Source organism: Amycolatopsis sp. lyj-109 (assembly GCF_046548995.1).
GTDB lineage: Bacteria > Actinomycetota > Actinomycetes > Mycobacteriales > Pseudonocardiaceae > Amycolatopsis.
On the sequence record NZ_JAJPWR010000002.1, the window covers coordinates 426037 to 447075 of the forward strand.

The window sequence follows — 21039 nt, forward strand, 5'->3', positions numbered from 1 at the left end:
TTGAAGGGTCGACACGGTTCGGTTAGTCGCGGGTGAGGGTGCGGGCGTAGTGGGCTCGGGCCTTTGCGCGGTTTCCGCAGCGGGACATCGAGCACCACTGGCGGTTCCGGCGCGGTGAGGCGTCGCAGAAGCGCTGGCCGCAGTCGTCGGCCGCGCAGACTCGGACCTCCGCGTCGCTGGTGGCGAGGTCGATCGCGTCCGCCGCCAGCACCGCGAAGGCCGCCGCCACCGGGTCCTTCGGGGCCGGGACCTCGCGCCGGAGCACGCCGCCGACCAGCGCCAGGCGCGGTGGGGGCGCCGGAGCCGAAGCCGCCGCGTTGTTGACCAGCTCGACGTCCATCCTCGACGGCTCCTCCGGCGGCAGCAGCACCCGGTCGATCGCCTCCCGCAGCGCCTTCGCCGCGAGCACGTTGCCCGCCGTCACGGGCACCGGGCCCGTCGTCAGCCCCGCCCGCGAAAGCCACTCGGCCAGCGCGTCCGGGCCGGTCAGCAGCTCCACCCCCTCGTCGTACCGGCTGCGCATCGTGTTGACGAGGTCGAGGCACGGCCGTCCACCGTCGAAGACCCATTCCATGCCGACCATTCTAACCCTTGAAGACAGTTAGAAGCAGCGCTACTGTCTAACCTTATGAACCGGTTAGAAAGCATGGCCACCGTGAACGGCATCCGCATGCACTACCTCCGCGCCGGCGACGGCCCGCCACTGTTCCTGCTGCACGGCTGGCCGCAGACGTCGCACTGCTGGCACAAGGTCCTGGCGCCGCTCGCCGAAACGCACACCGTGATCGCCCCCGACCTGCGCGGATACGGCCGCAGCGACAAACCGAAGGCCGGCTACGACAAGCGCACCATGGCCGCCGACGTCGCCGCCCTCGCCGATCACCTGGGCTTCGTGAAGACCGCCGTCGCCGGGCACGACCGCGGCGGCCGCGTCGCCCACCGCTGGGCCCTCGACCGTCCGGACCAGGTCGAACGTCTGGCGGTGCTCGACATCGCCCCGACCCGTGCGATGTGGCAGCGCCTCGACGCCGGCACCGCCAAGGCGTACTGGCACTGGCTCTTCCACCTCCAGCCCGACCTGCCGGAACTCCTGGCCGGTCAGAACATCGCCGCCTACCTCGGCTACTTCTTCGAACGCTGGACCTACCAGCGCCACGCCCTCGACGCCGACGCACAGGCCGAGTACGTCCGCGCCTTCTCCCAGCCCGGAGCACTCCGGGCCGGCTTCGACGACTACCGCGCCTCCTTCCCCGACGACGCCGAACTCGACGACGCCGACTTCGACGCCGGAAAGCGCCTCACCCAGCCACTTCTCGCCCTCTGGGGCGCGAACGGCCTGCTCGGCAGCCTGCCCACCCTCGACATCTGGCGGGAGTACGCGGACGACGTCACCGGCGAAGCCCTCGCCGAGTGCGGCCACTTCCTCCCCGAGGAGCAACCCGGCGAAGTGGTCGCCCACCTGCGGAAGTTCCTCGACCCCTGAGACCCCCGGGGCCTCCGGTCCCCCGAACTGGGGACCGGAGTTCCCTCGCCGCCGTGACGCCCGCCACCCGTTGCGCCGGTTAGGTTCGGTCCACGATGGGGAGCAAATCGAAAGCCGTACTGCTGATGCTGCTGGCCACGCTGGGGATCCTGGCCGGCGGCGGGACAGCGCACGCCGACGGCGCACCGGCCGGCGCCGACATCCAGGTCGCCCAGACGCTCGGCGCGCGCGAGCTGACCGTGATCATCCGCCGCGTCGACACGACGCCGTCGCCGCTGCGGGTCGACGTCGTGACGCACCAGGGCACCGCACCCGGCACGCTGCACCTGGCCGTCGCGGCCGACGGCGTCCCGAGTTCGCGCACGGACGTGGTCCTCGGCGCCACCCCGGGTGTCCACCCCGGAAATCTCCAAGTCGACAAACCGGGACCGTGGGAACTCTCGCTGGATGACGGCACCGGGCAAAGAGCCACCATTCCGTTCATTCTGCCCGCGCGGGTGGTCCCGCCGTGGGAGAAGGCGACCTACGGCGGCTTCGTCGCCGCGGGCGCGTTCCTGCTCATCGCCCTGATCGTCGGTGTGCGGGCCAAGCGGACCGCGTTCGCGCTCGTCCCGGCGGCCGGCGTGGTCGCCGCGATCGCCGTCGCCGTCACCGGCGCGCTGCTGTCGGCGAGCACTCCCCTGCCTCCCGCACCCGGCAGCCAGCTGGACCCGACGTCCGACAACGTCACCGACCCGTACGCGAACGCTCGCCTGTCCACAGTGGATTACTCCCGGCCGCCGGTGAACCTGGCCGTCCGGGCCGAGGGCAACGAGCTCGGGCTCGGCCTCACCGACGGCGCCACCGGCCGCCCGGTGGACGACCTGCTGGTCCACGACAACGCCCTCGTGCACCTGGTACTGGTCTCGCCGTCCGGCCGGCTGAGCCACCTGCACCCGGTGCGCGTCGGCCCCGGCGACTACCGCGTCCGCCTCGCCGATCCGGAAGCGGGCACGTACGCGGTCGCCGCCGAACTTGCCCGGCGCGGCGGCGGGGTCCAGCTGGTCCGGTCCACTGTGGACATGACCGGCACCGCCGCTCCCGCGCCCGAACCACCCGGTCCCGGCCCGCGGACGATCGACGGCACCCCCGTCGAACTCACCGTCGGCCAGGGCACGCCGACCACCATCACCGCGCGCTTCCCGGCCCAGGACCTCCAGCCGTGGCTGGGCATGCTCGGCCACCTGATCATCGCCGGGCCGATCACCGGCCCCGTCGGTGAAAGCGCCGCGAAGGCCCCCACGTGGGCGCACGTCCACGCGATGGTGCCACCGGTCGCGGGACAGCTCGGCCGTCCTGATGAGACGGTCGCCGCGTACGGCCCGGACGTCGGCTTCACCTACACCTTCGCCCAGCCCGGCCGGTACCGGATCTGGCTGCAGGCCGAACGCGGCTACCAGGTGCTCACCGTCCCGGCCGTGGTCGACGTCCCGACGACAGGAGCCGGCCGATGAAACGCCCGACGTTGCTGATCGCCGTCGTCGCTCTGGTGGTCGCGGCCGGTGCCGCGTGGCTGCTCTGGGGCGACGGCGACGCGAAATCCACCACGCAGCAAGCGGTTTCGGGCCCGTACACCGTCCAGTTCTCCGCGGACCAGCCCCGGATCGGGAGCAACACGTTCGCGGTGGCGGTGACCGGGCCCGCGCCCGAAGCCGTCACGGTCGCGCCGGTCATGGCGCAGATGGGGCACGCGTTCGCGCCGGTGCCCGCCGGGCCGGACGGACCCGGCCGCTTCCGCGCCGCGGACGTCGGGCTGCCGATGGCCGGGCAGTGGGAGATCACCGTTTCGCTGCGCGGCCCCGGCGGGCCCGCGCAGGTCGTCTTTCCGTTGCTCGTCAAGTAGAAGCAAGTAGAAGGAGGGGGAATGGATCTCACCGCATCCGGCGTGCGCACCACGTCGGTGACGAAACAGGCGCGGACGGGGTTGCTGCCGGCGAACGTCGTGCTCGGCGGGTCGTTGCTGTCACTGGTCGGGCTGACCTGGGACATCCAGTGGCACGACGACGTCGGGCCGGACACGTTCTTCACGCTGCCACACCTGTTCCTGTACGCAGGCAGCGCGGTCGTCGGCCTGGCGAGCCTCGCCGTGGTACTGCTGACGACGGCGGCACGGCGCGCGGGACGGCCGGTCGACCCGCGGATCGGCGGGCGCGTGGTCAACGTGTTCGGCCGGACTTTCGCGGCTCCGCTGGGTTATCTGGTTTCCGGGGTCGGCGCGGCGACGTTCCTGCTGTACGGGCTGTGGGACCAGTGGTGGCACGGGTTGTACGGCTTCGACGCGGTCATCGACTCGCCGCCGCACATCGGGCTGCTGCTGTCGATCACGGTGTCGCTGATCGGCACGACCGCGGTGTTCGCCGCGGCACGGGAACACCGCTGGGGCCGGCTCGGCACGCCGGCGTCGCTGACCGTGCTGCTCACGTTCGGGCCGGTGCTGGCGCTCGGGTTGCAGCAGGTGCCGGACGACTACGCCGACGCCGTCGCGATCGGGACGTCGATGATGGCGGTGCTGCTGGTCGCCGTCGGCGCCGGGATCGTCCGCCGTCCGGGCGGCGCGGTGGGCACCGCGGCGCTGGTCGCGGCCGTGCAGGCGGTGTTCTGGTGGTTCTCGCCGTGGGCGGCGCAGGCGTACGCCGACCTGGTCGGCCTGCCGATGCGGGACGCGGTTTCCGGGGTGCCGGCGATGCCGTCGCTGACGCCGATGGCCCTGCTGCCGGTGGCCGCGCTGACGGAGCTGGTGTACCTCGCCGGACGGCGCCGCGGGTGGCGCGCGGGCCGCGTTTCCGTGGTCGCCGGCGGGATCGCCGGGCTGCTGCTCGGGCTGAGCCTGCCGGTGCAGCGGACGCTGCTCTACACCGGCGCGCACCTGCCGCCGGCCTGGTACCTGACGACGACCGCCGTGCTCAGCGCGGCACTGGGGCTGCTCGGCGGGTTCGCCGGGTGGCGGTTCGGCGGGATGCTCTGCCTGCTGGCACCCGCGAAGAAGGGGGAAACCGCTGATGCGTAGGAGTTTGCTCGCCCTGGCCGCGGTCGCCGGGCTGCTGTTCGTCACCGCGGCACCGGCGAACGCCTACGAGCCGGTCAACATCGTGCACACCGAGCGGGTGCAGGCCGGGCCGTACGGGCTGACCGTCGGGTTCAGCACCTGGCCGCTGAAAGCCATGCAGTCACTGGACTTCACCTTCATCCCCGACGGCGGGATCGAGGGCAAGTCCGGCACCCTCACCATGGTCAACCCGGAAGGCGGGCAGAACCGGAAGCAGCCGCTGGTCCGGCACCCGCGCAAGCTCGAGGTGTGGGGGCTCGACGTCCGCTCGATGCCGCGGCCGGGCGACTGGACGCTCCGCTTCACCGTCAACGGCCCCGCCGGCTCCGGCACCGGCGAGCTGCGCGCGTTGCCGGTACTGGAACAGCCGGGGCCGCCGATGGGCCTGAGCTGGGCGATCAGCACGCTGCCGTTGATCGGGCTGGTGGCGCTGATCGTGGTGGCCTGGCGCCGGACGCGCGGCCGCCTGCGCGGAGGCGAGCTTCCGGCAATCGGGTGAGATTCCCCTCACATCGGGCGTCCGGACGTATCCGGACGGCCGTGAAGGCCTCCTTCACCGTAGAGAGCGGAGAAGGGGGCCTTCACCATTTGTCTTCCGCGGTACCGGCGGTCAGGCGGGCAGGTCGAACTGCCCGGCCTTGACGGCGATCAGGAACGCTTCCCACTCGGCGGTGTCGAACACGAAGACCGGGCTGGACGAGAGCTTGGTGTCGCGGACGCCGATCAGACCGTCCCGGGCCAGGTTGACCTCGACGCAACTGCCGCCGTTGGGCTCGCTGGCGAACGACTTCTCCCAGGCGGCCTCTTCGAACAGGGTCACGGCCGTGTTCGGATCGTAATCCGCGAACGACGGATAATCCGCCATGGGTCGTACCTCCGAGGATCGATGGGGGGCGCGGTCGTGACCTGGTCGAAGGCACCCGCTCCCGGCTACTCAGTGTCTCAATGGAGCAAGCCACAGGGCCAAGCGGGTGATCAACTGGGTACGGCCTCGACATGAAGATTATTCCAGGAGTAGGATTAATCGCATCGGCCGGGGCGCTGGCGTCGGCGAATGACTGCCTGCTCGCGGCGGACGGTCGTCAAGGCGGGCCGAGCGTGGGAAAGACCAGCGTTCGCAAGGCCCGGCGTCGCCAAGTGCAGCGCCGGAACCGACCAAGCCAAGCCACCGCAGGACCTCATGGGGGAGGAACAGCGTGATCGTCGAGGACAGTGCGCCACCCGGCGCGCCCACCGTGACCAGGCTGGTCCGAACCACAGGTGCGGAAGCGTTTTCCCCGCGAGACGCCGAAGCACCGCGACGAGAGCTGGGGGTGTAGACGAATGGCCGTCCGGGTGAACTCGCTCTTCCGCCGCGAGGACGATGAACACCGTGGCCGCCGGGGTATCGGGATCGAGCTGCGGAACCGCTTCGGCTTCAGCCTGATCCAAGCGCCGCTGCGCAAGACCACGACCTGGGCGACCGACCAGGACCTCCCGCTGCGGCGCCACGCCGACGGGGTCCGCACCACCCGCCCGCTGGAAGCTTCGATCGACCTGACGCCGTTGATGCGCGGTCGCCTCGGCTCGCGCGTCTGAGCTGCCGTACCACCACACGAGAGAGCCCCGGTTTCCTGCGGAACCGGGGCTCTTGCTATGCGCAGCTACGGTTTTCGCAGCAGCAGGCTGCCGTGCCGCAGCGGGCGCTCCCCCGCGACCGGCTCGCGGTACACCCGGCCCACCTCGGTGAGTCCCGCCACGGCCCCGAACTCGGCCAGCTCGTCCAGCGGCCAGCTGTAGGCCGTCGTCACCTTGTGGTCGAACGGCGTCCGCGGGCCGCCGCCGGATTCGAAGCACCCCAACAGAACGTGACCACCGGACGCCAACGTTCGGGCGAATTCGGCGAAGTACCCGGGCACCTCCACCGGCGGCGTGTGGATCACCGAGTACCACGACAGGATCCCGGCGAGCGACGCGTCCGGCAGGTCCAGCGCGGCCATCGAGCCCACTTCGAACCGCCGGTCCGGATGGGCGGACCGGGCGAGCGAGATCATCGCCGGAGACAGGTCGACGCCGAACGCGTCCAGCCCCAGCGAACTCAGGTGCGCCGTCAGGTGCCCGGGCCCGCAGCCGAGGTCCGCGACCGGGCCGCGCCCGCGGACGGAATCCGCGAACGCCGTCCACACCGCCCGCTCCAGCGGGTGCTTGTCCCAGACCTCGGCGGCGAATTCGGCGTACTGGTCCGCGATCGCGTCGTAGGCGGCAGCCGTCACGGCTTGCGGCCGAGGCCGCAGAGGTGGCCGACGAACGCCGGGTCGTTCGCGAGCTTCCGGGTGGCTCGGGACTCGATCTCCTCCGGGTGCCACTCCGGCAGGTAGACGATGCCCGGTTCCACCAGTTCCAGCCCCTCGAAGAACGACGTGAACTCGGCCCGGCTGCGCAGGTGGAGCGGCGTGCTGGACTTGTTGTACTGCTTCATGATCGTCTCGCGGCTGTCCGCGTCGGCCATCTCGTGCAGGTTGTCGTCCGTCAGGTGCGAGGACAGGAAGTACGACCCGGACGGCAGCAGCGACAGGTACTTGCGGATGGTCTGGGCCACCGGCTCGTCGGCGCCGAGGAAGTACAGGACGCCGACCATGATCAGGCCGATCGGGCGGTTCGGGTCGAGGACGCCGGTGTCGAGCGCGCGCTTCCAGATGTCGGCCGGGTCGCGCAGGTCGCCCTGCAGCACCGCGTGCCGCCCCGCGACGCCCTCCTTCTCCAGCAGGATCTGGGAGTGGGCCACCGCGACCGGCTCGTTGTCGACGTACACGCACCGCGCGTCCGGATTGACGTCCGTCGCGACCTCGTGGACGTTGCCGACGGTCGGGACGCCGGAGCCGAGGTCGAGGAACTGGTCGACGCCGTTGCGCGCCAGGTACCGCACGCCGCGGCCGAGGAAGTCGCGGCCGGCGCGCGCGACGGTCTTGATCATCGGAAACGTCTTGACCGCCTGCTCGCCGAACTGGCGGTCGATGGCCCAGTTGGCGTCGCCGCCGAGGAACCAGTCGTAGATGCGGGCGGCGTTCGGCCGGTCCAGGTCCACGCCTTCAGGGGCTTCGGGGTCCTGCGTCGTCATTGCGTCCTCCAGGCTTGCGGCCGACACCGCCGACCACGCTCGCGAGGGGGACCGTGGCGGCGCCGGGCTCAGGGCGCCACTCTCCCACAGGCACGATCCCGGGCTCGACGACGTCGAAGGTACCGAAGAACGCGGCGATCTCGTCGAGGGACCGGGAAACCGCGGGCGAACTCGACCGTTCGGACAGCTTCACGAGCTTCCTGATCTGCTCCAGCTCGTCGCCTTCGACGCCGGACTCGGTCGCGTGCGAAAGCACGTACGCCGACCCGGGCGCCAGCAGCGTCCGGTAGTCGCGGATGGCTTCGCGCACACCGGTGACGTCCGGCAGGAAGTGCAGCACCGCCACGGTCAGCAGGCAGATCGGCCGGTCCGGGTCGAGCACGCCGGTGGCGAGAGCGGCCTCCCAGACCTCGCACGCGTCGCGCAGGTCGGCGTGCAGCACGGCGTGGCGCTCGGGGTCGCCGGCCTCCTCCAGCAGCATCCGCCCGTGCGCGACGGCCACGGGTTCGTGGTCGACGTACACGCACCGGCTGTCGTCGACGTGGTCGTCGGCCACCTCGTGGACGTTGCCCGCGGTCGGGATGCCGGAACCGAGGTCGAGGAACTGCGTGATGCCTTCGGCGAGGCAGTAGCGCACGGCCCGGCCGAGGAAGTCGCGGTTGGCGCGCGCCAGGGTCTTCGCCAGCGGGAACACCTTCAGCGCCTGCTCGCCGTACTGCCGGTCGATCGCCCAGTTCGCGGTGCCGCCGAGGGCCCAGTCGTAGATGCGTGCCATGTTCGGCCGGTCGAGATCGATGGCCTCGGGCAGGAAGGCGGGGTCCACGACATCCCCTTCGGGCGGCACTTCCGGTGGTTTCGAGCGCAACAGAGTGACTCTACCGAAAGTTGTTCACGACCCGGGACACCTGAGGCCGCCGTTCGCCCTATTGGAGCTGCTGCATCTGCGCGCGGTAACCCTCCGCAAGCTCCTTGAGGAACTGCCGGGTCTCCTGGCGCTCCAGCGCGGCTCCGCGCAGCCTGTCCCACGAGTCGACGAAGATGTTGAAGTCCTTGACGTCGTCGAGGTAGAGCCCGCCCGCGGAGTGCTCGATGTAGACGAAGTCGCGCGTGCGGTCCGGGAACCGCATGATCGTGAAGTCGTTGGGCACCGCGGCCAGCCGCGCACCGAACGGCAGTACGTGCACGTAGACCCGCGGGTGCTTCTCCAGGGAGAGCAGGTGCTCGACCTGGTCGAGCATCACCGCGGGCGCGTACCCGCCCGGTGCCCGGCGCAGCGCGCCTTCGCTGATGATGAAGCGGTAGTAGGGCGGCTGCTGCTGCTCGAACACCGCCTTGCGGTCGAGGCGGTTGCGGACCAGCGACGTCACGTCCGTCGCGCCGGCCTCGGTGAACTGCTTGAGCATGTAGTGCTCGGACTGCAGCGGGCCCGGGATGCGCTCACCGTGCCAGGTGAGGATCTCCGCGGCCGCGGGCTCCAGGTCGGTGAACGTGCGGAACCAGTGCGGCACCACCGAGCGGTAGCCGGACCAGTGGCCGCGCTGCCCGGCGGCGGCCCGCGCCAGGTTCATCAGCGTGTCGGCCTCTTCGCCGTTGATCCCGAACGCGTTCAGCATCGATCGCACATCCCCGAGCTTCACCCCGACGGCACCGGACTCGATCTTGTTGACCTTGCCCTGGGTGCAGCCGAGGACCTCGGCGACCTGCTGCTGTGTCATCCGCGCCGCGGTGCGGGCATGCCGGAGCTCGTTCCCGAGCTGCTTCCGGCGCGAGGTGACGGTGCTGGCCATCGCCCTGCTCTCCCGGACCACTACCAAGCGACGGCGGCCTCCCGGTCGCCGTCGCGCGCGAACTATCGAACCCACCCAGGTTAGTGCTTCACCTTGCGGATCTCGATGATGACACCGCGCAGCGTTCCAGGAAACGTCGCAGAATGCCAGTCACCTGCGGTATCACTCGCCTGGACCAGTGAAATTCGGAATTATTCCGCCAACCGGCGGAGCCCCGCCTCGGGCATAGTGAGCCGGTGACCGATCGTTCGCTCTCCGCCGCCGCCGTCACCCGGCTGGCCGACCGGGTCCACGGCTACGTCCAGCCGGACGGCTCCTGGTACATCAACAACTGCGGGTTCGTCGACGCCGGCGACCACACCGTGCTGATCGACACCTGTTCGACCGAGCGCCGCACGCGCGCGCTGCTCACCGCGGTCGAAGCGACCACCGGCAGCCCGGTGACGACGCTGGTCAACACCCACCACCACGGTGACCACACCAACGGCAACTACCTCGTGACCAGCGCGGCCGTGGTCGGCCACCGCAAGACGCGCGAGGTGATGGCCGCCGAGGGCATCCAGACCTACGAGGGCGTCTTCGTCGGCAGCGACTGGGGCGAGCTGAAGTCGCGGCCGCCCGAGATCGTCTTCGACGACCGGCTCACCCTGCACGCCGGAGACGTCGAGATCCAGCTGATCCACCCCGGCCACGCCGCCCACACGACCAACGACGTCCTGGTCTGGCTACCCGCGCAGCGCGTGCTCTACGCCGGTGACCTGGTGTTCCACGGCGGCAGCCCGTTCGCGCTGATGGGCTCGGTGGCCGGCTGGCGCAAGGGCCTCGACATCATCCGGGAGCTACAGCCGGAGGTGATCTTGCCTGGTCACGGCGGCCCGTGCGGGCTCGACGTGGTGGACACGGTCGACCGGTACCTGGCCTTCGTCCAGAAGACAGCCGAGCGAGGGAAGGCCGCCGGGCTGTCGCCGCTGGAGCTGACCAAGGAGACCGACCTCGGCGACTTCGCGTCGCTGAGCGAGCAGGAGCGGCTGCCGGGGAACCTGCACCGGGCGTACGCCGAGCTCGACGGCGCCGAGTGGGGCGCGCAGATCGACCTGGTGGCCGCGATCACCGACATGCTCGCCTTCAACAAGGGGCCGATCCACTGCTTCTCCTGAACTGAGTGAGCCGTCGCTCCGTGGCCTTCCTTGAGGCGTCGATCGGACTACTGTCTGAATCGAGAGAGACTTCGGAAGGATTCGGATGAGCAAGAAGGCGAGCATCGGGGTCACCGGCCTGGCGGTCATGGGCCGCAACCTGGCCCGCAACCTGGCCCGGCACGGTCACACGGTGGCCCTGCACAACCGGTCCGAGGAGCGGACGCGCGCGCTGGTGGACCAGTTCGGTGACGAGGGCGACTTCATCCCGGCGTACTCCGCGCAGGAGTTCGTCGACGCGCTGGAGCGGCCGCGCCAGGTCGTGATCATGGTCAAGGCGGGCGGCCCGACGGACGCCGTCATCGAGGAGTTCGCGCCGCTGCTCGAAGAGGGCGACGTCATCATCGACGCCGGCAACGCGCACTTCGCCGACACGCGCCGTCGTGAGAAGGCGCTGCGCGAGCGCGGGCTGCACTTCGTCGGCAGCGGCGTCTCCGGCGGCGAGGAAGGCGCGCTGCACGGGCCGAGCATCATGCCCGGTGGCTCGAAGGAGTCGTACGAGTCGCTCGGCCCGCTGTTCGAGGACATCTCGGCGAAGGTCGACGGCGAGCCGTGCTGCACGCACATCGGCGCGGACGGCGCCGGCCACTTCGTCAAGATGGTGCACAACGGTATCGAGTACGCCGACATGCAGCTGATCGCGGAGTCGTTCGACCTGCTCCGGCACGCGGGCGGCTACGCACCGGCCGAGATCGCCGAGGTGTTCCGCACCTGGAACACCGGGCGGCTCGACTCCTACCTGATCGAAATCACCGCCGACGTGCTCGCCCACGTCGACGCTGCCACGGGCAAGCCGTTCGTCGACGTCGTCGAGGACGCCGCCGAGCAGAAGGGCACCGGCCGCTGGACCGTGCAGATCGGCCTCGACCTCGGTGTCCCGATCTCCGGTATCGCCGAAGCCGTCTTCGCGCGTTCGCTGTCCGGGTCCAAGTCGCTGCGCACGGCGGCTCGCGGGCTGGGCGGTCCGTCGGCGGCGCCGCTGTCGGGGTCCGCGCTGGAGCGCTTCGCGGACGACGTCGAGCAGGCGCTGTACGCGTCGAAGGTGGTCGCGTACGCGCAGGGCTTCAACCAGATCCAGGCGGGCGCGACGGAGTACGGCTGGGACATCGACCTGGGCAAGGTCGCCTCGATCTGGCGCGGCGGCTGCATCATCCGCGCGAAGTTCCTCAACGACATCACCGCGGCCTACGCCGACGAGCCTTCGTTGCCGACGCTGCTCACCTCGGGCGGCTTCCGCAAGGCCGTCGAGGACGCGCAGGACTCGTGGCGTTCGGTGATCTCGACGGCGGTCAAGCTCGGCATCCCGACGCCGGGCTTCTCGACAGCGCTGGCCTACTACGACGGCCTCCGCGCCGACCGCCTCCCGGCCGCTCTCGTCCAGGGCCAGCGGGACTACTTCGGCGCCCACACCTACCGCCGGGTGGACCGCGAAGGTTCGTTCCACACGGCCTGGGCAGCCGACGGCCGCCCGGAGTCCGACGCCTGACAAGTTCGTGAAGGCCACCTTGAGGAAGTTCAAGTTCCTGAAGGTGGCCTTCACGAAGTCTCACTGCCCGCGGGCGGCGAGGAGTTCCGCCAGTACCTCCACGATCTTCGCCTCGGCCTTGTCCTTCTTGACGCCCAAGCCGTCGAGCACCTCGAACCCGGCGCCCTCGCCCTGTTCCAGCAGCGCCAGGAGCATGTGCTCGGTGCCGATGTAGTTGTGCCCCAGCCGCAGGCCTTCGCGCATGGTCAGTTCGAGGGTTTTCTTGGCGGCAGCGGCGAACGGGACCACGTTCGGCGCCGGGTCGATCGGCTCGGGCAACCGCGCTTCGGCGGCTTCGCGGACGGCGTCCAGCTGGACGCCTTGAGCCAGGATCGCCCCGGCCGCCAGCGCGGCGGGCTCGGTCAGCAGGCCGAGCACGATGTGCACGGTTTCGATCTCCGGGCTGGCGTGCGCAACGGCCGCCTTCTGCGCCTCGACCAAGACGTGCCGCGCCCGGTCGGTGTAGCGCCCGTAGACGCGCTCGATGCTGCCGCTCGGGTCGCCGCCCGGGTCCACCTTCGGCACGAACCGCTTCTGGGCGGCCTGTTTCGTGACGCCCATGCTGGCGCCGATCTCGGTCCAGGACGCGCCCGACCGGCGCGCCTGGTCGACGAAGTGGCCGATCAGGTGGTCGGCCACCTCGCCGAGGTGCTGGCCCACGTAGACCGCGTCGGTCAGCTGGGCCAGGGCGTCCTGGTCGTTGTTGCTCTTGATGGCGCTGATGAGGTCGTCGAGTTTGACGAAGTTGGGTAAGGTCATGCCGTCAACTCTAGGTTGACGATCCCCTATCGTCAACCATGGGTTGACGATCTCGGTCAGGCTGCTCGCGACTTCAAGTGGGCCTTGAGGTCGAAGCCGCTCGCTTCGAGGTCGGCGTACGCGGGCTTCGGCTCGGCGGTGAACAGGCGGCGCGCGGCAATATGGTCTGCCGGCCGGTTCACCGACTCGACGGCGATCAGGACGTCGTCGCGGAAGGACAGCACGGAGAACTTGCCTTCGGCCGGGTCGCCCGCGACCACCGTCCGGTCCGCGCCCGAGAGGATCCCGGCGATCTGCAGCTTGGCGCCCGCCTGGTCGGTCCAGAACCACGGCAGACTGGCATACGGCTCTTCCGTGCCGGTGATCGCCGCGGCCACGCACCGGGCCTGGTCGACGGCGTTCTGCACGGACTCCAGCCGGGTCTCGGCGCCGGCCTGCACGCACGGGAAGTTGGCGCAGTCGCCGATGGCGAAGATCTTCTCGTCCGCGGTCCGCAGGTGCGCGTCGACCACGACGCCGTTGCGCACCGGCAGCCCGGCGGCCTCGGCGAGCGTGGTCTCGGGCACCACGCCGACGGCGACGACGACCAGGTCGGCGGGCAGCCGGGTGCCGTCGGACAGCTCGACCTCGCGGACGCGCTCGTCGCCGTGCAGCGCCGCGACGCCCTGGCCGAGCAGCACCGTGTGCCCGGCGGTGCGGTGCAGGGAAGCGAAGTACGCGGAGATCTCCGGCGTCGCGACGCGGTTGAGCAGGCGGTCCTGCGCCTCGACGATCGTCACCGGCCGGCCGGCGTGCGAGGCGAACTCCAGCCCGATGAACCCGCCACCGGCCACGACGACGTTCCCGGCCTGTTCGAGGGACGCCCGCAGCCGGTCGGCGTCGTCGCGGGTGCGCAGGGTCAGCACGCCCGGCAGGTCCGCGCCGGGCACCGGCAGCGTCCGGTTGCGGGCGCCGGTGGCCAGGACGAGGAAGTCGTAGTCCAGCTCGCGGCCGTCTTCGAGCCGCACCTTCGCCGCCGCGCGGTCGATCTTCGCGGCCCGTCCCGCGACCAGCTCGATGTCCTTCTCGGCGAAGAAGTCCTCGCCACGCAGGTGCAGCTGCTCGAGCCCGGCGGTCCCGGCGAGGTAGGCCTTCGACAGCGGCGGCCGCTGGTACGGCACGCCCGGCTCGTCCCCGACCAGCACGACCCGGCCGGCGAAGCCCCGGTCCCGCAGCGAAGCCACGGCCTGGAACCCGCTCTGACCAGCACCGACGACGAGCACGGTGGTCATTCCTTCTCCTCACCCCATCCGGCAGCCCTCGACCTCATCCGACCACAACGGGCCCGGTCAGTCGAGGCGTGGTTCCCCGGACGACGACCGCGGGGACCGCGGCGCGCCCAGCACCCGCGAAATCCCCCGCGCGGCGGCCCGCACGGCCGGAACCAGCGTCCGCGGATCGGTCCCCTCGGCCGGGACGACCACGGAAATGGCGGCTACGACGTCGTCCGTGACGTCCCGGACCGGAGCGGCCACCGACAGGGCGATGAGCTCGATCTGGCCGTCGCTGACGGCGTAACCGTCGCGCCGGACGTCGGCCAGGACCCGCCGCAGCTGCGCGGGCGAGCCGATCGTCTTGGGCGTGAACGTCTTGAGCGGACCGGCCAGGACTTCCTCCTGCGCCTCGGCGGTGGCGTGCGCGAGGAGCACCTGCCCGACACCGGTGGCGTGCGCCGGCAGCCGCCCGCCGACGCGGGTCAGGACGTTGACGGCACCGCGGCCGGAGATGCGCTCGACGTAGACGACCTCCGTCCCGTCGAGCACCGCGAGCTGCACGTTCTGGTGGGTGGCTTCGTAGAGGTCCTCGAGGAACGGCATCGCGCTCTCCCGCAGTTCCGCACCGTGCGGCGCGAGGGACGCGACTTCCCACAGCCACAACCCGACGCGGTAGGCGCCGGTCTCGTCGCGCACCAGGGCCCCGCGCCGGACGAGCTCACCGGCGAGCCGGTGCGTGGTCGACAGCGGCAGCCCGGCCCGGCGGCCGAGCTCGGACAGCGTGAGCCGCGGCCGTTCGGCGGTGAAGGCGCCCAGGAGGTCGAGGACGCGATCCACCACCGACGGCGGCCGCTGCGCGCTGTGTCGCATGAGGCCAGTTTTCGCATCGGCGGGAAGCGCCGCAACCCACGGCTAAACCCCGCGCGCCCCCGGCGCGTGTCGCATCCGAGACGAAAGCACGAGGGGAAACCATGAAATCCTGGACCAGACTGGGCGTCGTCGTCGCGGCCGCGCTGAGCGCGGCGGCGGTATCCGCACCGGCGGCTTCCGCCGCGGCCAACCCCTACACCCCGGCGGAGGCGTGCGCCACCGACTTCGGCGGGTCGTGGTCGCTCGCGTCCGACGGCCACCGCGAGGTGAAGTACGGCTCGGCCAAGTGGGGCGACGTCTACCTCATGTACAACTCCTCGCACGCCAACTGCGTCGCGACCATCAAGGCCATCGACATCGGCACGCCGACGTACACCGAAGCCTGGCTGTGGATCCAGGGCACCCCGGACTGGATCGGGAACACCGGCCCGTTCAAGTACTACGCGGCGGTCAAGGGCACGGCGAACAACCACTGCGTCCAATACCTGGGCTTGATCTCCCGCACCGCGACCGGTGCCGGGGCCTACGCCAAGGGCGCCCGCTACACCTGGGGCAACTGCACCTGATCCGAGGGTCGCCCCGGGTGCACCCCGGGGCGACCGTCTCAGAGGTCGTCGTCCGGGAGCAGCGGGCGCATGAACGTGCGCCGGTACCGGATCACGCACCCGCTCTCCTCGCGGATCTTGTCGGCCTCGATGAAGTCCGGGTCGACGCCGAACAGCGTCCGGTAGCGCTCGTACGCCGCCAGGCTCTCGAAGCTGAACAACGCCCTCGCTTCGTCGCTCGCCCCCTCCGACGGCAGGAAGTACCCGTGGTGGATGCCGCCCTCCCGCTGCACCAGCCGCATCCACGCGGCAGCGAAGCGTTCGAAGTCGGGCAGTTTCGCGGGGTCGATGACGTAGTCGACGACGCAGGTGATCATCAGTGGCCGCCCCAGACCCGGTCGGCCGTCGTGACGATCAGCTCCAGCTTCCGCAGCTGGTCGTCCGTGGTCAGGTCGTTGCCCTCCTCCGTCGAGGAGAAGCCGCACTGCGGGGACAGGCAGAGCCGGTCGATGTCGACGTACCGGGACGCCTCCTCGATCCGCCGCACCAGGACGTCCGGGTCCTCCAGCTCCGGCCGCTTGGTCGTGACCAGGCCGAGCACCACCTTCTTGTCCTTCGGCACGAACCGCAGCGGCTCGAACCCGCCGGAGCGTTCGTCGTCGTACTCCAGGAAGAACCCGTCGACGGCGAGCTCGCCGAACAACGCCTCGGCGACGAACTCGTAGCTGCCTTCAGCGGCCCAGGATGACCGGAAGTTGCCGCGGCACAGGTGGGTCGTCACCGTAAGGCCCTCGGGACGGCCTTCGAGCGCCGCGTTCATCGTCGCGATGTTGCGCAGGTGCTGGGTGTCCGGGTCGCCGCCCATCCGCGCGACCAGCTCGCGCTGCGCCGGGTCGTTCAGGTAGGCGAGGCTCGTGTCGTCGAGCTGCAGGTACCGGCAGCCGAGGCCGGCCATCGCGGTGACCTGCTGCTTGTACGCCGCGCTGAGGTCGGCGAAGAACTCCTCGAGGTCCGGGTAGACGCTCTCGCTGACCGCGGCCCGGCCGCCGCGGTAGTAGACCATGCTCGGCGACGGGATGGTCAGCTTCGGCGTCACGCCCGGGTCCACATGGGACTGCAGGAACCGGAAGTGGTCGGCGAAGATCGGTTCGTCGAGCCGCACCTTGCCGTCGACCTGCAGCCCCGGCGGGCTGAACTCGAGGTCGCCCGCCAGGTTGTGGAACTTGACGTGCAGCCGCTGGTCGCTCTTCGAGATGCCGCCGAGCGCGTAGATGAAGTCCATGTGCCACGAGGCGCGCCGGAATTCGCCGTCGGTCGCCGAGCTCAGCCCGGCCGCCCGCTGCATCTTGATCACGTCGCGGATCGTGTCGTCCTCGACCGCGCGGAGCTGCTCCGCACCGATCTCACCGCTTTCGTGCCGCCGTCGCGAGTCGCGCAGCACCGGGGGCCGGAGCAGGCTCCCCACGTGATCGGCGCGAAACGGCGGGCCCACCTGGGAAATGCCACCCGAAGTCATGCACCGATGGTCACACATTCCCGGCCGTTGCGCCGCCCCCCGGAACATGATCATCACGCGCGGGACTTGCTACCGTCCGCTCATGACGGAATCCGCGGTCCACCCGGTCGACCGGGGCCTGCCCGCCGGACGGCTCGCCCTGCTCGGCCTCCAGCACATGTCGATCATGTACGCCGGTTCGGTCGCGGTGCCGCTGATCGTCGGCAGCGCGCTCAAGCTCGACCCGGCGACGATCGGGCTGCTGGTCAACGCCGACCTGCTGGTCGCGGGCATTGCGACGCTCATCCAAGCCGTCGGCATCGGCAAGCTGCTCGGCATCCGGCTGCCGGTGGTGGCGGGCGCGACGTTCACCGTCGTCAACCCGATGATCCTGATCGCGTCCCAGTACGGGCTGCCCGCGGTCTACGGCGCCATGCTCGCCTCCGGCGTGTTCGGGCTGCTCATCGCGAAGCCGTTCGCGAAACTGATCCGGTTCTTCCCGCCGCTGGTCACCGGGACGCTGCTGCTGGTCATCGGCGTCTCGCTGCTCGGCCCGGGCGCGGCGATGATCGCCGGCCACGACAGCACGGCACCGGACTACGCGGCGCCGTCGCACATCGGGCTGGCCTTCGGCGTGCTCGCCCTGCTCGTGCTCTTCACCCGCGTGCTGCGCGGGTTCGCCAACCAGATCGGGCCGCTGCTCGCGCTGGCCATCGGGCTGGTCGTGGCGATCCCGATGGGGCTGGTGCACTGGGACGGCCTGAGCGCGGCCGGCTGGTTCGGGCTCGCCTCGCCGTTCCACTTCGGCGCGCCGACGTTCCCGGTCGCGGCGATCCTGTCGATGTGCGTGGTCATGCTGGTGACGTTCACCGAGTCGACCGCCGACCTGATCGCCGTCGGCGAGATCACCGGCCGCCCGCCGACGGACGCCGACCTCGCCCGCGGCCTGGCCACCGACGGCGTCTCGGCCGTGCTCGGCGGGGTGATGAACTCCTTCCCCGACACGGCGTTCGCGCAGAACGTCGGCCTGGTGCGGATGACCGGCGTGCGCAGCCGCTGGGTCGTCGCGGTGACCGGCGGGATCCTCGTGCTGATGGGCCTGGTGCCGAAGGTCGGCGCGTTCATCGCGGCCATCCCGGAACCGGTGATCGGCGGGGTCGCGGTCGTGATGTTCGCGATGGTCGCCGCCGTCGGCGCCCAGAACCTGAAGACAGTCGAGTTTTCCGGCAACCACAACACCTTCGTCGTCGCGGTGGCCCTCGGCGCCGGCCTGCTGCCGGCGTTCGCGCCGGACTTCTTCACGCACTTCCCGGCCTGGCTGCAGACGATCTGCGGCAGCTCGATCACCTTGGCGGCGGTACTCGCCTTCGTGCTGAACCTGCTGTTCAACCACCTCGGCCGGCGCTCGGAGCCCGACCTGCTCAACGCTCCTTGAGCAACCGGCCGACGAGCATGGCCCCGGTGCCCGGCTCGACCGGACGCCGGAACAGCACACGCAGGTAGAGCGGAGCCAGGACGAAGTCGAGCACCTCGTCGACCGACGGCACCGGCTCACCGCGCGCCTCGGCCTTGTCGAGGGCGGCCTGCAGGTCGTCGCCGCGCGCCCGGAGGTACTCGAGCGGCTTTTCGTCCGGGCGCAGGGTCGCGACGAGCGCGCGGAGCAGGATCTGGCCGTGCCGGTCACGCATCGAGCGTTCGACGCCCTCGGCCCAGCCGAGCAGGTCACCGCGCAGCGAACCGGTGTCCGGGATCGGGGACGTCGAGCGCAGGCGCGTCACCGCCGCATCGAGCAGCAGCGCGTCGCGGCTGCCCCAGCGCCGGTAGATGCTGGTCGGGTTCACGGCCGCCCGCTCGGCGATCTTCGGGATCGCCGCGTCGATCTCACCGGCGGCGAGCAGCTCGATGACGGCGTCGTGCACGGCGTCGCGGACGCGGGCGCTGCGGCCGCCGGGTCGGGTCATCCGCCCATCCTAAAGCAAATCTGCTTGCCTTAGTGGTCGAGCTATGGCTAGCCTTAAGTCAAATTCAATTGCCTTAAGGAGCCCTCATGGCCCGCAAGATGACCAAGGACGAGCGCGAAGCATTCCTCGCCGAGCCGCAGGTCGGCGTGCTCAGCGTCGCGGCCGAGCCCGGGCGGGCGCCGCTGACCACGCCGATCTGGTACCGCTACGAGCCGGGTGGCGACGTCGTCGTGATGACGTCACCAGGCTCGCGGAAGGCCCGGCTGATCGAGGCGGCGGGGCGGTTCGCGCTGTGCGTCCAGCAGCAGGACGGTGTCTACAAGTACGTGTCGGTCGAGGGCCCGGTCGTGGAGTCGTGGCCGATGACGAAGGCGGAGCGGCACGAGATGGCGGCCCGCTACCTGCCGCCGGGCGCGAGCGAGGCCTACACCGACGCGACCGACGAAGCCCACGGGAGCAACATCGCGATCGTGATGCGCCCGGAGCGCTGGAACACCTCGGACTTCAGTGACCTCGTGGCGCAGCTTTCCTGATCACCAGCAGATGATCAGGAAACACTGGGTCCGGGGCGCCTGCGTCGTCGTCGCAGCCGGCGGATGTCCGCCGCCCGGCGGCGGGTTCCCGGTCGGCGTCGTCGTCGGGGTGCCGGTGGCCGAGGGGGCGGAGCCGGACGGCGTGGCGGCCGGCGTCGCCGTTCCGGTGGTGTTGCTTTCGGTGGCCGGGTTGCGGCCCGGCACCTCGGTGACCGTGCCGCGGTGTTCGTTCGACGCCGTGACGACGTCGCCGCCGGTGCCGCCGCCGATCCCGCCGTCGGAGGGCGAGTCCGTCGCCTGGTCGGCGCCACCCAGGCCGGTGGTGCGCTGCGGGAAGGGGATGACCTGGATCTGGTCGACCGGGGACGCGTCCTGGCGCTCCTTGCCGCCGAGGGCGACCAGCGCCGCGGCGGCGCCGCAGCCCACGATGACGGCGAGCATCACCGCGACCACCCGCCAGCGTGACTGGCCTGGTCCCGGACGGTCGCCCCAGCCCTCGCGCACGAGCAGCTCGGCGACCGATACCTCGTCGTTCACCCCGACAGACCTTCCCGATAGACCCTTTCGGCCGACATCGTGGCGTATTCTTACCGTAAAAGCCCCCCTAACGGGTGAAGGGGCGGCAAAAATTCGTCACGTAATGCAAGGTCTGACGGTGAGTGACATCCACAGCGTTTTCTAAGCTGACGCTCGTGATACTCCCAGCATGACCATCGAAGCTCGATCCATGCTGCTGAGAGCCGAACGGCCGATCTCCTCGATCGCCGTTGCGCGCCGCCGCAGTCCGTGGGCGTTGCTCCGGTACGTCCCCAACCCGAGGACGACGCCGTTCACCTTCGGCTACCTGGTCGTCCTGCTGGCCACGACCCTGCTGCTCGAGTTCGCCGACCCGGCGGTGACCACCCGGCTGCTCCAGCTGTCCAGCACCGACGCCCACAACCTGTGGCGGCGTCCGCTGACCTCGCTGGTGAGCAGCGCGATCTGGCTGCCCGGCGAAAGCTGGCTGCCCTACGTCCTGATCTTCGCGGTCGCCGTCGCGCCGCTGGAACGCCGGTTCGGCGCCCGCACCACGGCACTGGTGTTCTTCTCCGGCCACATCGTGGCCACGCTCGGCACCGAACTGCCGGTGATGGCCCTGATCAGCGCGCACGTGCTGCCGAACTCGGCCGGGCGCTGGCTCGACCTCGGGGTCAGCTACGGCTTCTTCACCACCGCCGGCGCACTGGTGTTCCTCCTGCACGGCCGCGCACGCCTGGTCGCGCTGGTCGCGATGGAGGCGTTCGTCGCGGCGATCTGGCTGAGCGACGACCCCGCGAGCCTCGACTCGATCGTCACGCTGCTCGGCCACGCGTTCGCCGCGCACTTCGGGCTGCTGGTCTGCGGCCCGTGGCTGCGGGCGCGCAACCCCAGGCCGGGCCCGGATTCCGCCGGGTAGGCACGGGCCGGAGTC

At 70.7% G+C, this 21039-nt stretch carries 25 protein-coding genes; 12 read left to right on the plus strand and 13 right to left on the minus strand.

Going from position 1 to position 21039, the window contains the following annotated elements; translation table 11 throughout:
• Positions 1–22: 22 nt before the first annotated feature.
• Complete coding sequence (locus ACLJQF_RS05780) at positions 23–574, minus strand: CGNR zinc finger domain-containing protein (RefSeq protein WP_410607149.1); 552 nt, start codon at positions 572–574, stop codon at positions 23–25.
• Positions 575–646: 72 nt separating this feature from the next.
• Between ACLJQF_RS05780 and ACLJQF_RS05785 the strand changes: the two genes are divergently transcribed.
• The 5 genes from ACLJQF_RS05785 (at position 647) to ACLJQF_RS05805 (ending at position 5067) form a co-directional block, all read left to right on the plus strand.
• Entirely contained in the window at positions 647–1483 is an 837-nt protein-coding gene (locus ACLJQF_RS05785) for an alpha/beta fold hydrolase (protein WP_410607150.1), read from the plus strand.
• Between the two features lie 95 nt (positions 1484–1578).
• Positions 1579–2976 (plus strand): hypothetical protein, encoded by a 1398-nt coding sequence (locus ACLJQF_RS05790; RefSeq protein WP_410607151.1) that lies wholly within the window; start codon positions 1579–1581, stop codon positions 2974–2976.
• A complete protein-coding gene (locus ACLJQF_RS05795) occupies positions 2973–3365 on the plus strand; it encodes a FixH family protein (RefSeq protein WP_410607152.1) in 393 nt (130 codons plus the stop codon). Before ACLJQF_RS05790 ends, ACLJQF_RS05795 begins: the two co-directional genes overlap by 4 nt.
• Positions 3366–3386: 21 nt before the next feature.
• Complete coding sequence (locus ACLJQF_RS05800) at positions 3387–4529, plus strand: hypothetical protein (RefSeq protein ID WP_410607153.1); 1143 nt, start codon at positions 3387–3389, stop codon at positions 4527–4529.
• Complete coding sequence (locus tag ACLJQF_RS05805) at positions 4522–5067, plus strand: hypothetical protein (RefSeq protein ID WP_410607154.1); 546 nt, start codon at positions 4522–4524, stop codon at positions 5065–5067. The genes ACLJQF_RS05800 and ACLJQF_RS05805 overlap by 8 nt, the downstream gene beginning before the upstream one ends.
• A gap of 111 nt (positions 5068–5178) precedes the next feature.
• Here the strand turns inward: ACLJQF_RS05805 and ACLJQF_RS05810 are convergent, their stop codons facing one another.
• Complete coding sequence (locus ACLJQF_RS05810) at positions 5179–5433, minus strand: DUF397 domain-containing protein (RefSeq protein ID WP_410607155.1); 255 nt, start codon at positions 5431–5433, stop codon at positions 5179–5181.
• 458 nt (positions 5434–5891) lie between these two features.
• On the opposite strand from ACLJQF_RS05810, the gene ACLJQF_RS05815 reads away from it, so the two are divergent.
• The gene (locus ACLJQF_RS05815) at positions 5892–6146 is read left to right on the plus strand and encodes a hypothetical protein (protein WP_410607156.1); all 255 of its coding nucleotides are present in this window, start codon (positions 5892–5894) and stop codon (positions 6144–6146) included.
• A gap of 65 nt (positions 6147–6211) precedes the next feature.
• Here the strand turns inward: ACLJQF_RS05815 and ACLJQF_RS05820 are convergent, their stop codons facing one another.
• From ACLJQF_RS05820 to ACLJQF_RS05835, 4 genes are all read right to left on the minus strand, one after another.
• Positions 6212–6820, minus strand: a complete 609-nt coding sequence (locus tag ACLJQF_RS05820; RefSeq protein ID WP_410607157.1) for a class I SAM-dependent DNA methyltransferase — start codon at positions 6818–6820, stop codon at positions 6212–6214.
• Positions 6817–7665 (minus strand): SAM-dependent methyltransferase, encoded by an 849-nt coding sequence (locus tag ACLJQF_RS05825; RefSeq protein WP_410607158.1) that lies wholly within the window; start codon positions 7663–7665, stop codon positions 6817–6819. The genes ACLJQF_RS05820 and ACLJQF_RS05825 overlap by 4 nt, the downstream gene beginning before the upstream one ends.
• Positions 7637–8488 (minus strand): SAM-dependent methyltransferase, encoded by an 852-nt coding sequence (locus ACLJQF_RS05830; RefSeq protein ID WP_410607159.1) that lies wholly within the window; start codon positions 8486–8488, stop codon positions 7637–7639. Before ACLJQF_RS05830 ends, ACLJQF_RS05825 begins: the two co-directional genes overlap by 29 nt.
• Positions 8489–8588: 100 nt before the next feature.
• Positions 8589–9452 carry a helix-turn-helix domain-containing protein gene (locus ACLJQF_RS05835; RefSeq protein WP_013222333.1) on the minus strand — a complete coding sequence of 288 codons (864 nt, stop codon included), beginning with the start codon at positions 9450–9452 and terminating at the stop codon, positions 8589–8591.
• 236 nt (positions 9453–9688) lie between these two features.
• On the opposite strand from ACLJQF_RS05835, the gene ACLJQF_RS05840 reads away from it, so the two are divergent.
• A complete protein-coding gene (locus ACLJQF_RS05840; RefSeq protein ID WP_410607160.1) occupies positions 9689–10609 on the plus strand; it encodes an MBL fold metallo-hydrolase in 921 nt (306 codons plus the stop codon).
• Between the two features lie 85 nt (positions 10610–10694).
• A complete protein-coding gene (gndA, locus tag ACLJQF_RS05845; protein ID WP_410607161.1) occupies positions 10695–12134 on the plus strand; it encodes an NADP-dependent phosphogluconate dehydrogenase in 1440 nt (479 codons plus the stop codon).
• Between the two features lie 60 nt (positions 12135–12194).
• Here gndA and ACLJQF_RS05850 read toward each other — a convergent pair whose 3' ends face one another.
• The 3 genes from ACLJQF_RS05850 to ACLJQF_RS05860 are packed head-to-tail and all read right to left on the minus strand — an operon-like array spanning position 12195 to position 15055.
• Positions 12195–12932 (minus strand): Clp protease N-terminal domain-containing protein, encoded by a 738-nt coding sequence (locus ACLJQF_RS05850; RefSeq protein WP_410607162.1) that lies wholly within the window; start codon positions 12930–12932, stop codon positions 12195–12197.
• Positions 12933–12988: 56 nt separating this feature from the next.
• Complete coding sequence (locus ACLJQF_RS05855; RefSeq protein ID WP_410607163.1) at positions 12989–14203, minus strand: NAD(P)/FAD-dependent oxidoreductase; 1215 nt, start codon at positions 14201–14203, stop codon at positions 12989–12991.
• 57 nt (positions 14204–14260) lie between these two features.
• Positions 14261–15055 (minus strand): IclR family transcriptional regulator, encoded by a 795-nt coding sequence (locus tag ACLJQF_RS05860; protein ID WP_410607164.1) that lies wholly within the window; start codon positions 15053–15055, stop codon positions 14261–14263.
• Between the two features lie 101 nt (positions 15056–15156).
• Here ACLJQF_RS05860 and ACLJQF_RS05865 point away from each other — a divergent pair, with 101 nt between their 5' ends.
• Complete coding sequence (locus tag ACLJQF_RS05865; protein ID WP_410607165.1) at positions 15157–15621, plus strand: hypothetical protein; 465 nt, start codon at positions 15157–15159, stop codon at positions 15619–15621.
• Between the two features lie 38 nt (positions 15622–15659).
• Here ACLJQF_RS05865 and ACLJQF_RS05870 read toward each other — a convergent pair whose 3' ends face one another.
• Both ACLJQF_RS05870 and ACLJQF_RS05875 read right to left on the minus strand, forming a co-directional pair.
• Positions 15660–15977 (minus strand): NIPSNAP family protein, encoded by a 318-nt coding sequence (locus ACLJQF_RS05870; protein ID WP_410607166.1) that lies wholly within the window; start codon positions 15975–15977, stop codon positions 15660–15662.
• Complete coding sequence (locus tag ACLJQF_RS05875) at positions 15977–17116, minus strand: 5-methyltetrahydropteroyltriglutamate--homocysteine S-methyltransferase (RefSeq protein WP_410607167.1); 1140 nt, start codon at positions 17114–17116, stop codon at positions 15977–15979. The genes ACLJQF_RS05870 and ACLJQF_RS05875 overlap by 1 nt, the downstream gene beginning before the upstream one ends.
• Before the next feature lie 82 nt (positions 17117–17198).
• Between ACLJQF_RS05875 and ACLJQF_RS05880 the strand changes: the two genes are divergently transcribed.
• Positions 17199–18530 (plus strand): nucleobase:cation symporter-2 family protein, encoded by a 1332-nt coding sequence (locus ACLJQF_RS05880; protein WP_410607168.1) that lies wholly within the window; start codon positions 17199–17201, stop codon positions 18528–18530.
• Here the strand turns inward: ACLJQF_RS05880 and ACLJQF_RS05885 are convergent.
• Positions 18517–19056 carry a TetR/AcrR family transcriptional regulator gene (locus ACLJQF_RS05885; protein ID WP_410607169.1) on the minus strand — a complete coding sequence of 180 codons (540 nt, stop codon included), beginning with the start codon at positions 19054–19056 and terminating at the stop codon, positions 18517–18519. The genes ACLJQF_RS05880 and ACLJQF_RS05885 overlap by 14 nt on opposite strands.
• An 86-nt stretch (positions 19057–19142) precedes the next feature.
• On the opposite strand from ACLJQF_RS05885, the gene ACLJQF_RS05890 reads away from it, so the two are divergent.
• On the plus strand, positions 19143–19589 hold the full coding sequence (locus ACLJQF_RS05890; protein WP_410607170.1) for a pyridoxamine 5'-phosphate oxidase family protein: 447 nt from the start codon (positions 19143–19145) through the stop codon (positions 19587–19589).
• Here ACLJQF_RS05890 and ACLJQF_RS05895 read toward each other — a convergent pair whose 3' ends face one another.
• Positions 19590–20126 (minus strand): hypothetical protein, encoded by a 537-nt coding sequence (locus ACLJQF_RS05895; protein ID WP_410607171.1) that lies wholly within the window; start codon positions 20124–20126, stop codon positions 19590–19592.
• A gap of 169 nt (positions 20127–20295) precedes the next feature.
• Here ACLJQF_RS05895 and ACLJQF_RS05900 point away from each other — a divergent pair, with 169 nt between their 5' ends.
• Positions 20296–21024: a rhomboid-like protein gene (locus ACLJQF_RS05900; RefSeq protein WP_410607172.1), complete on the plus strand. Its 729-nt coding sequence runs from the start codon at positions 20296–20298 to the stop codon at positions 21022–21024.
• The last annotated feature ends 15 nt before the right edge of the window (positions 21025–21039 follow it).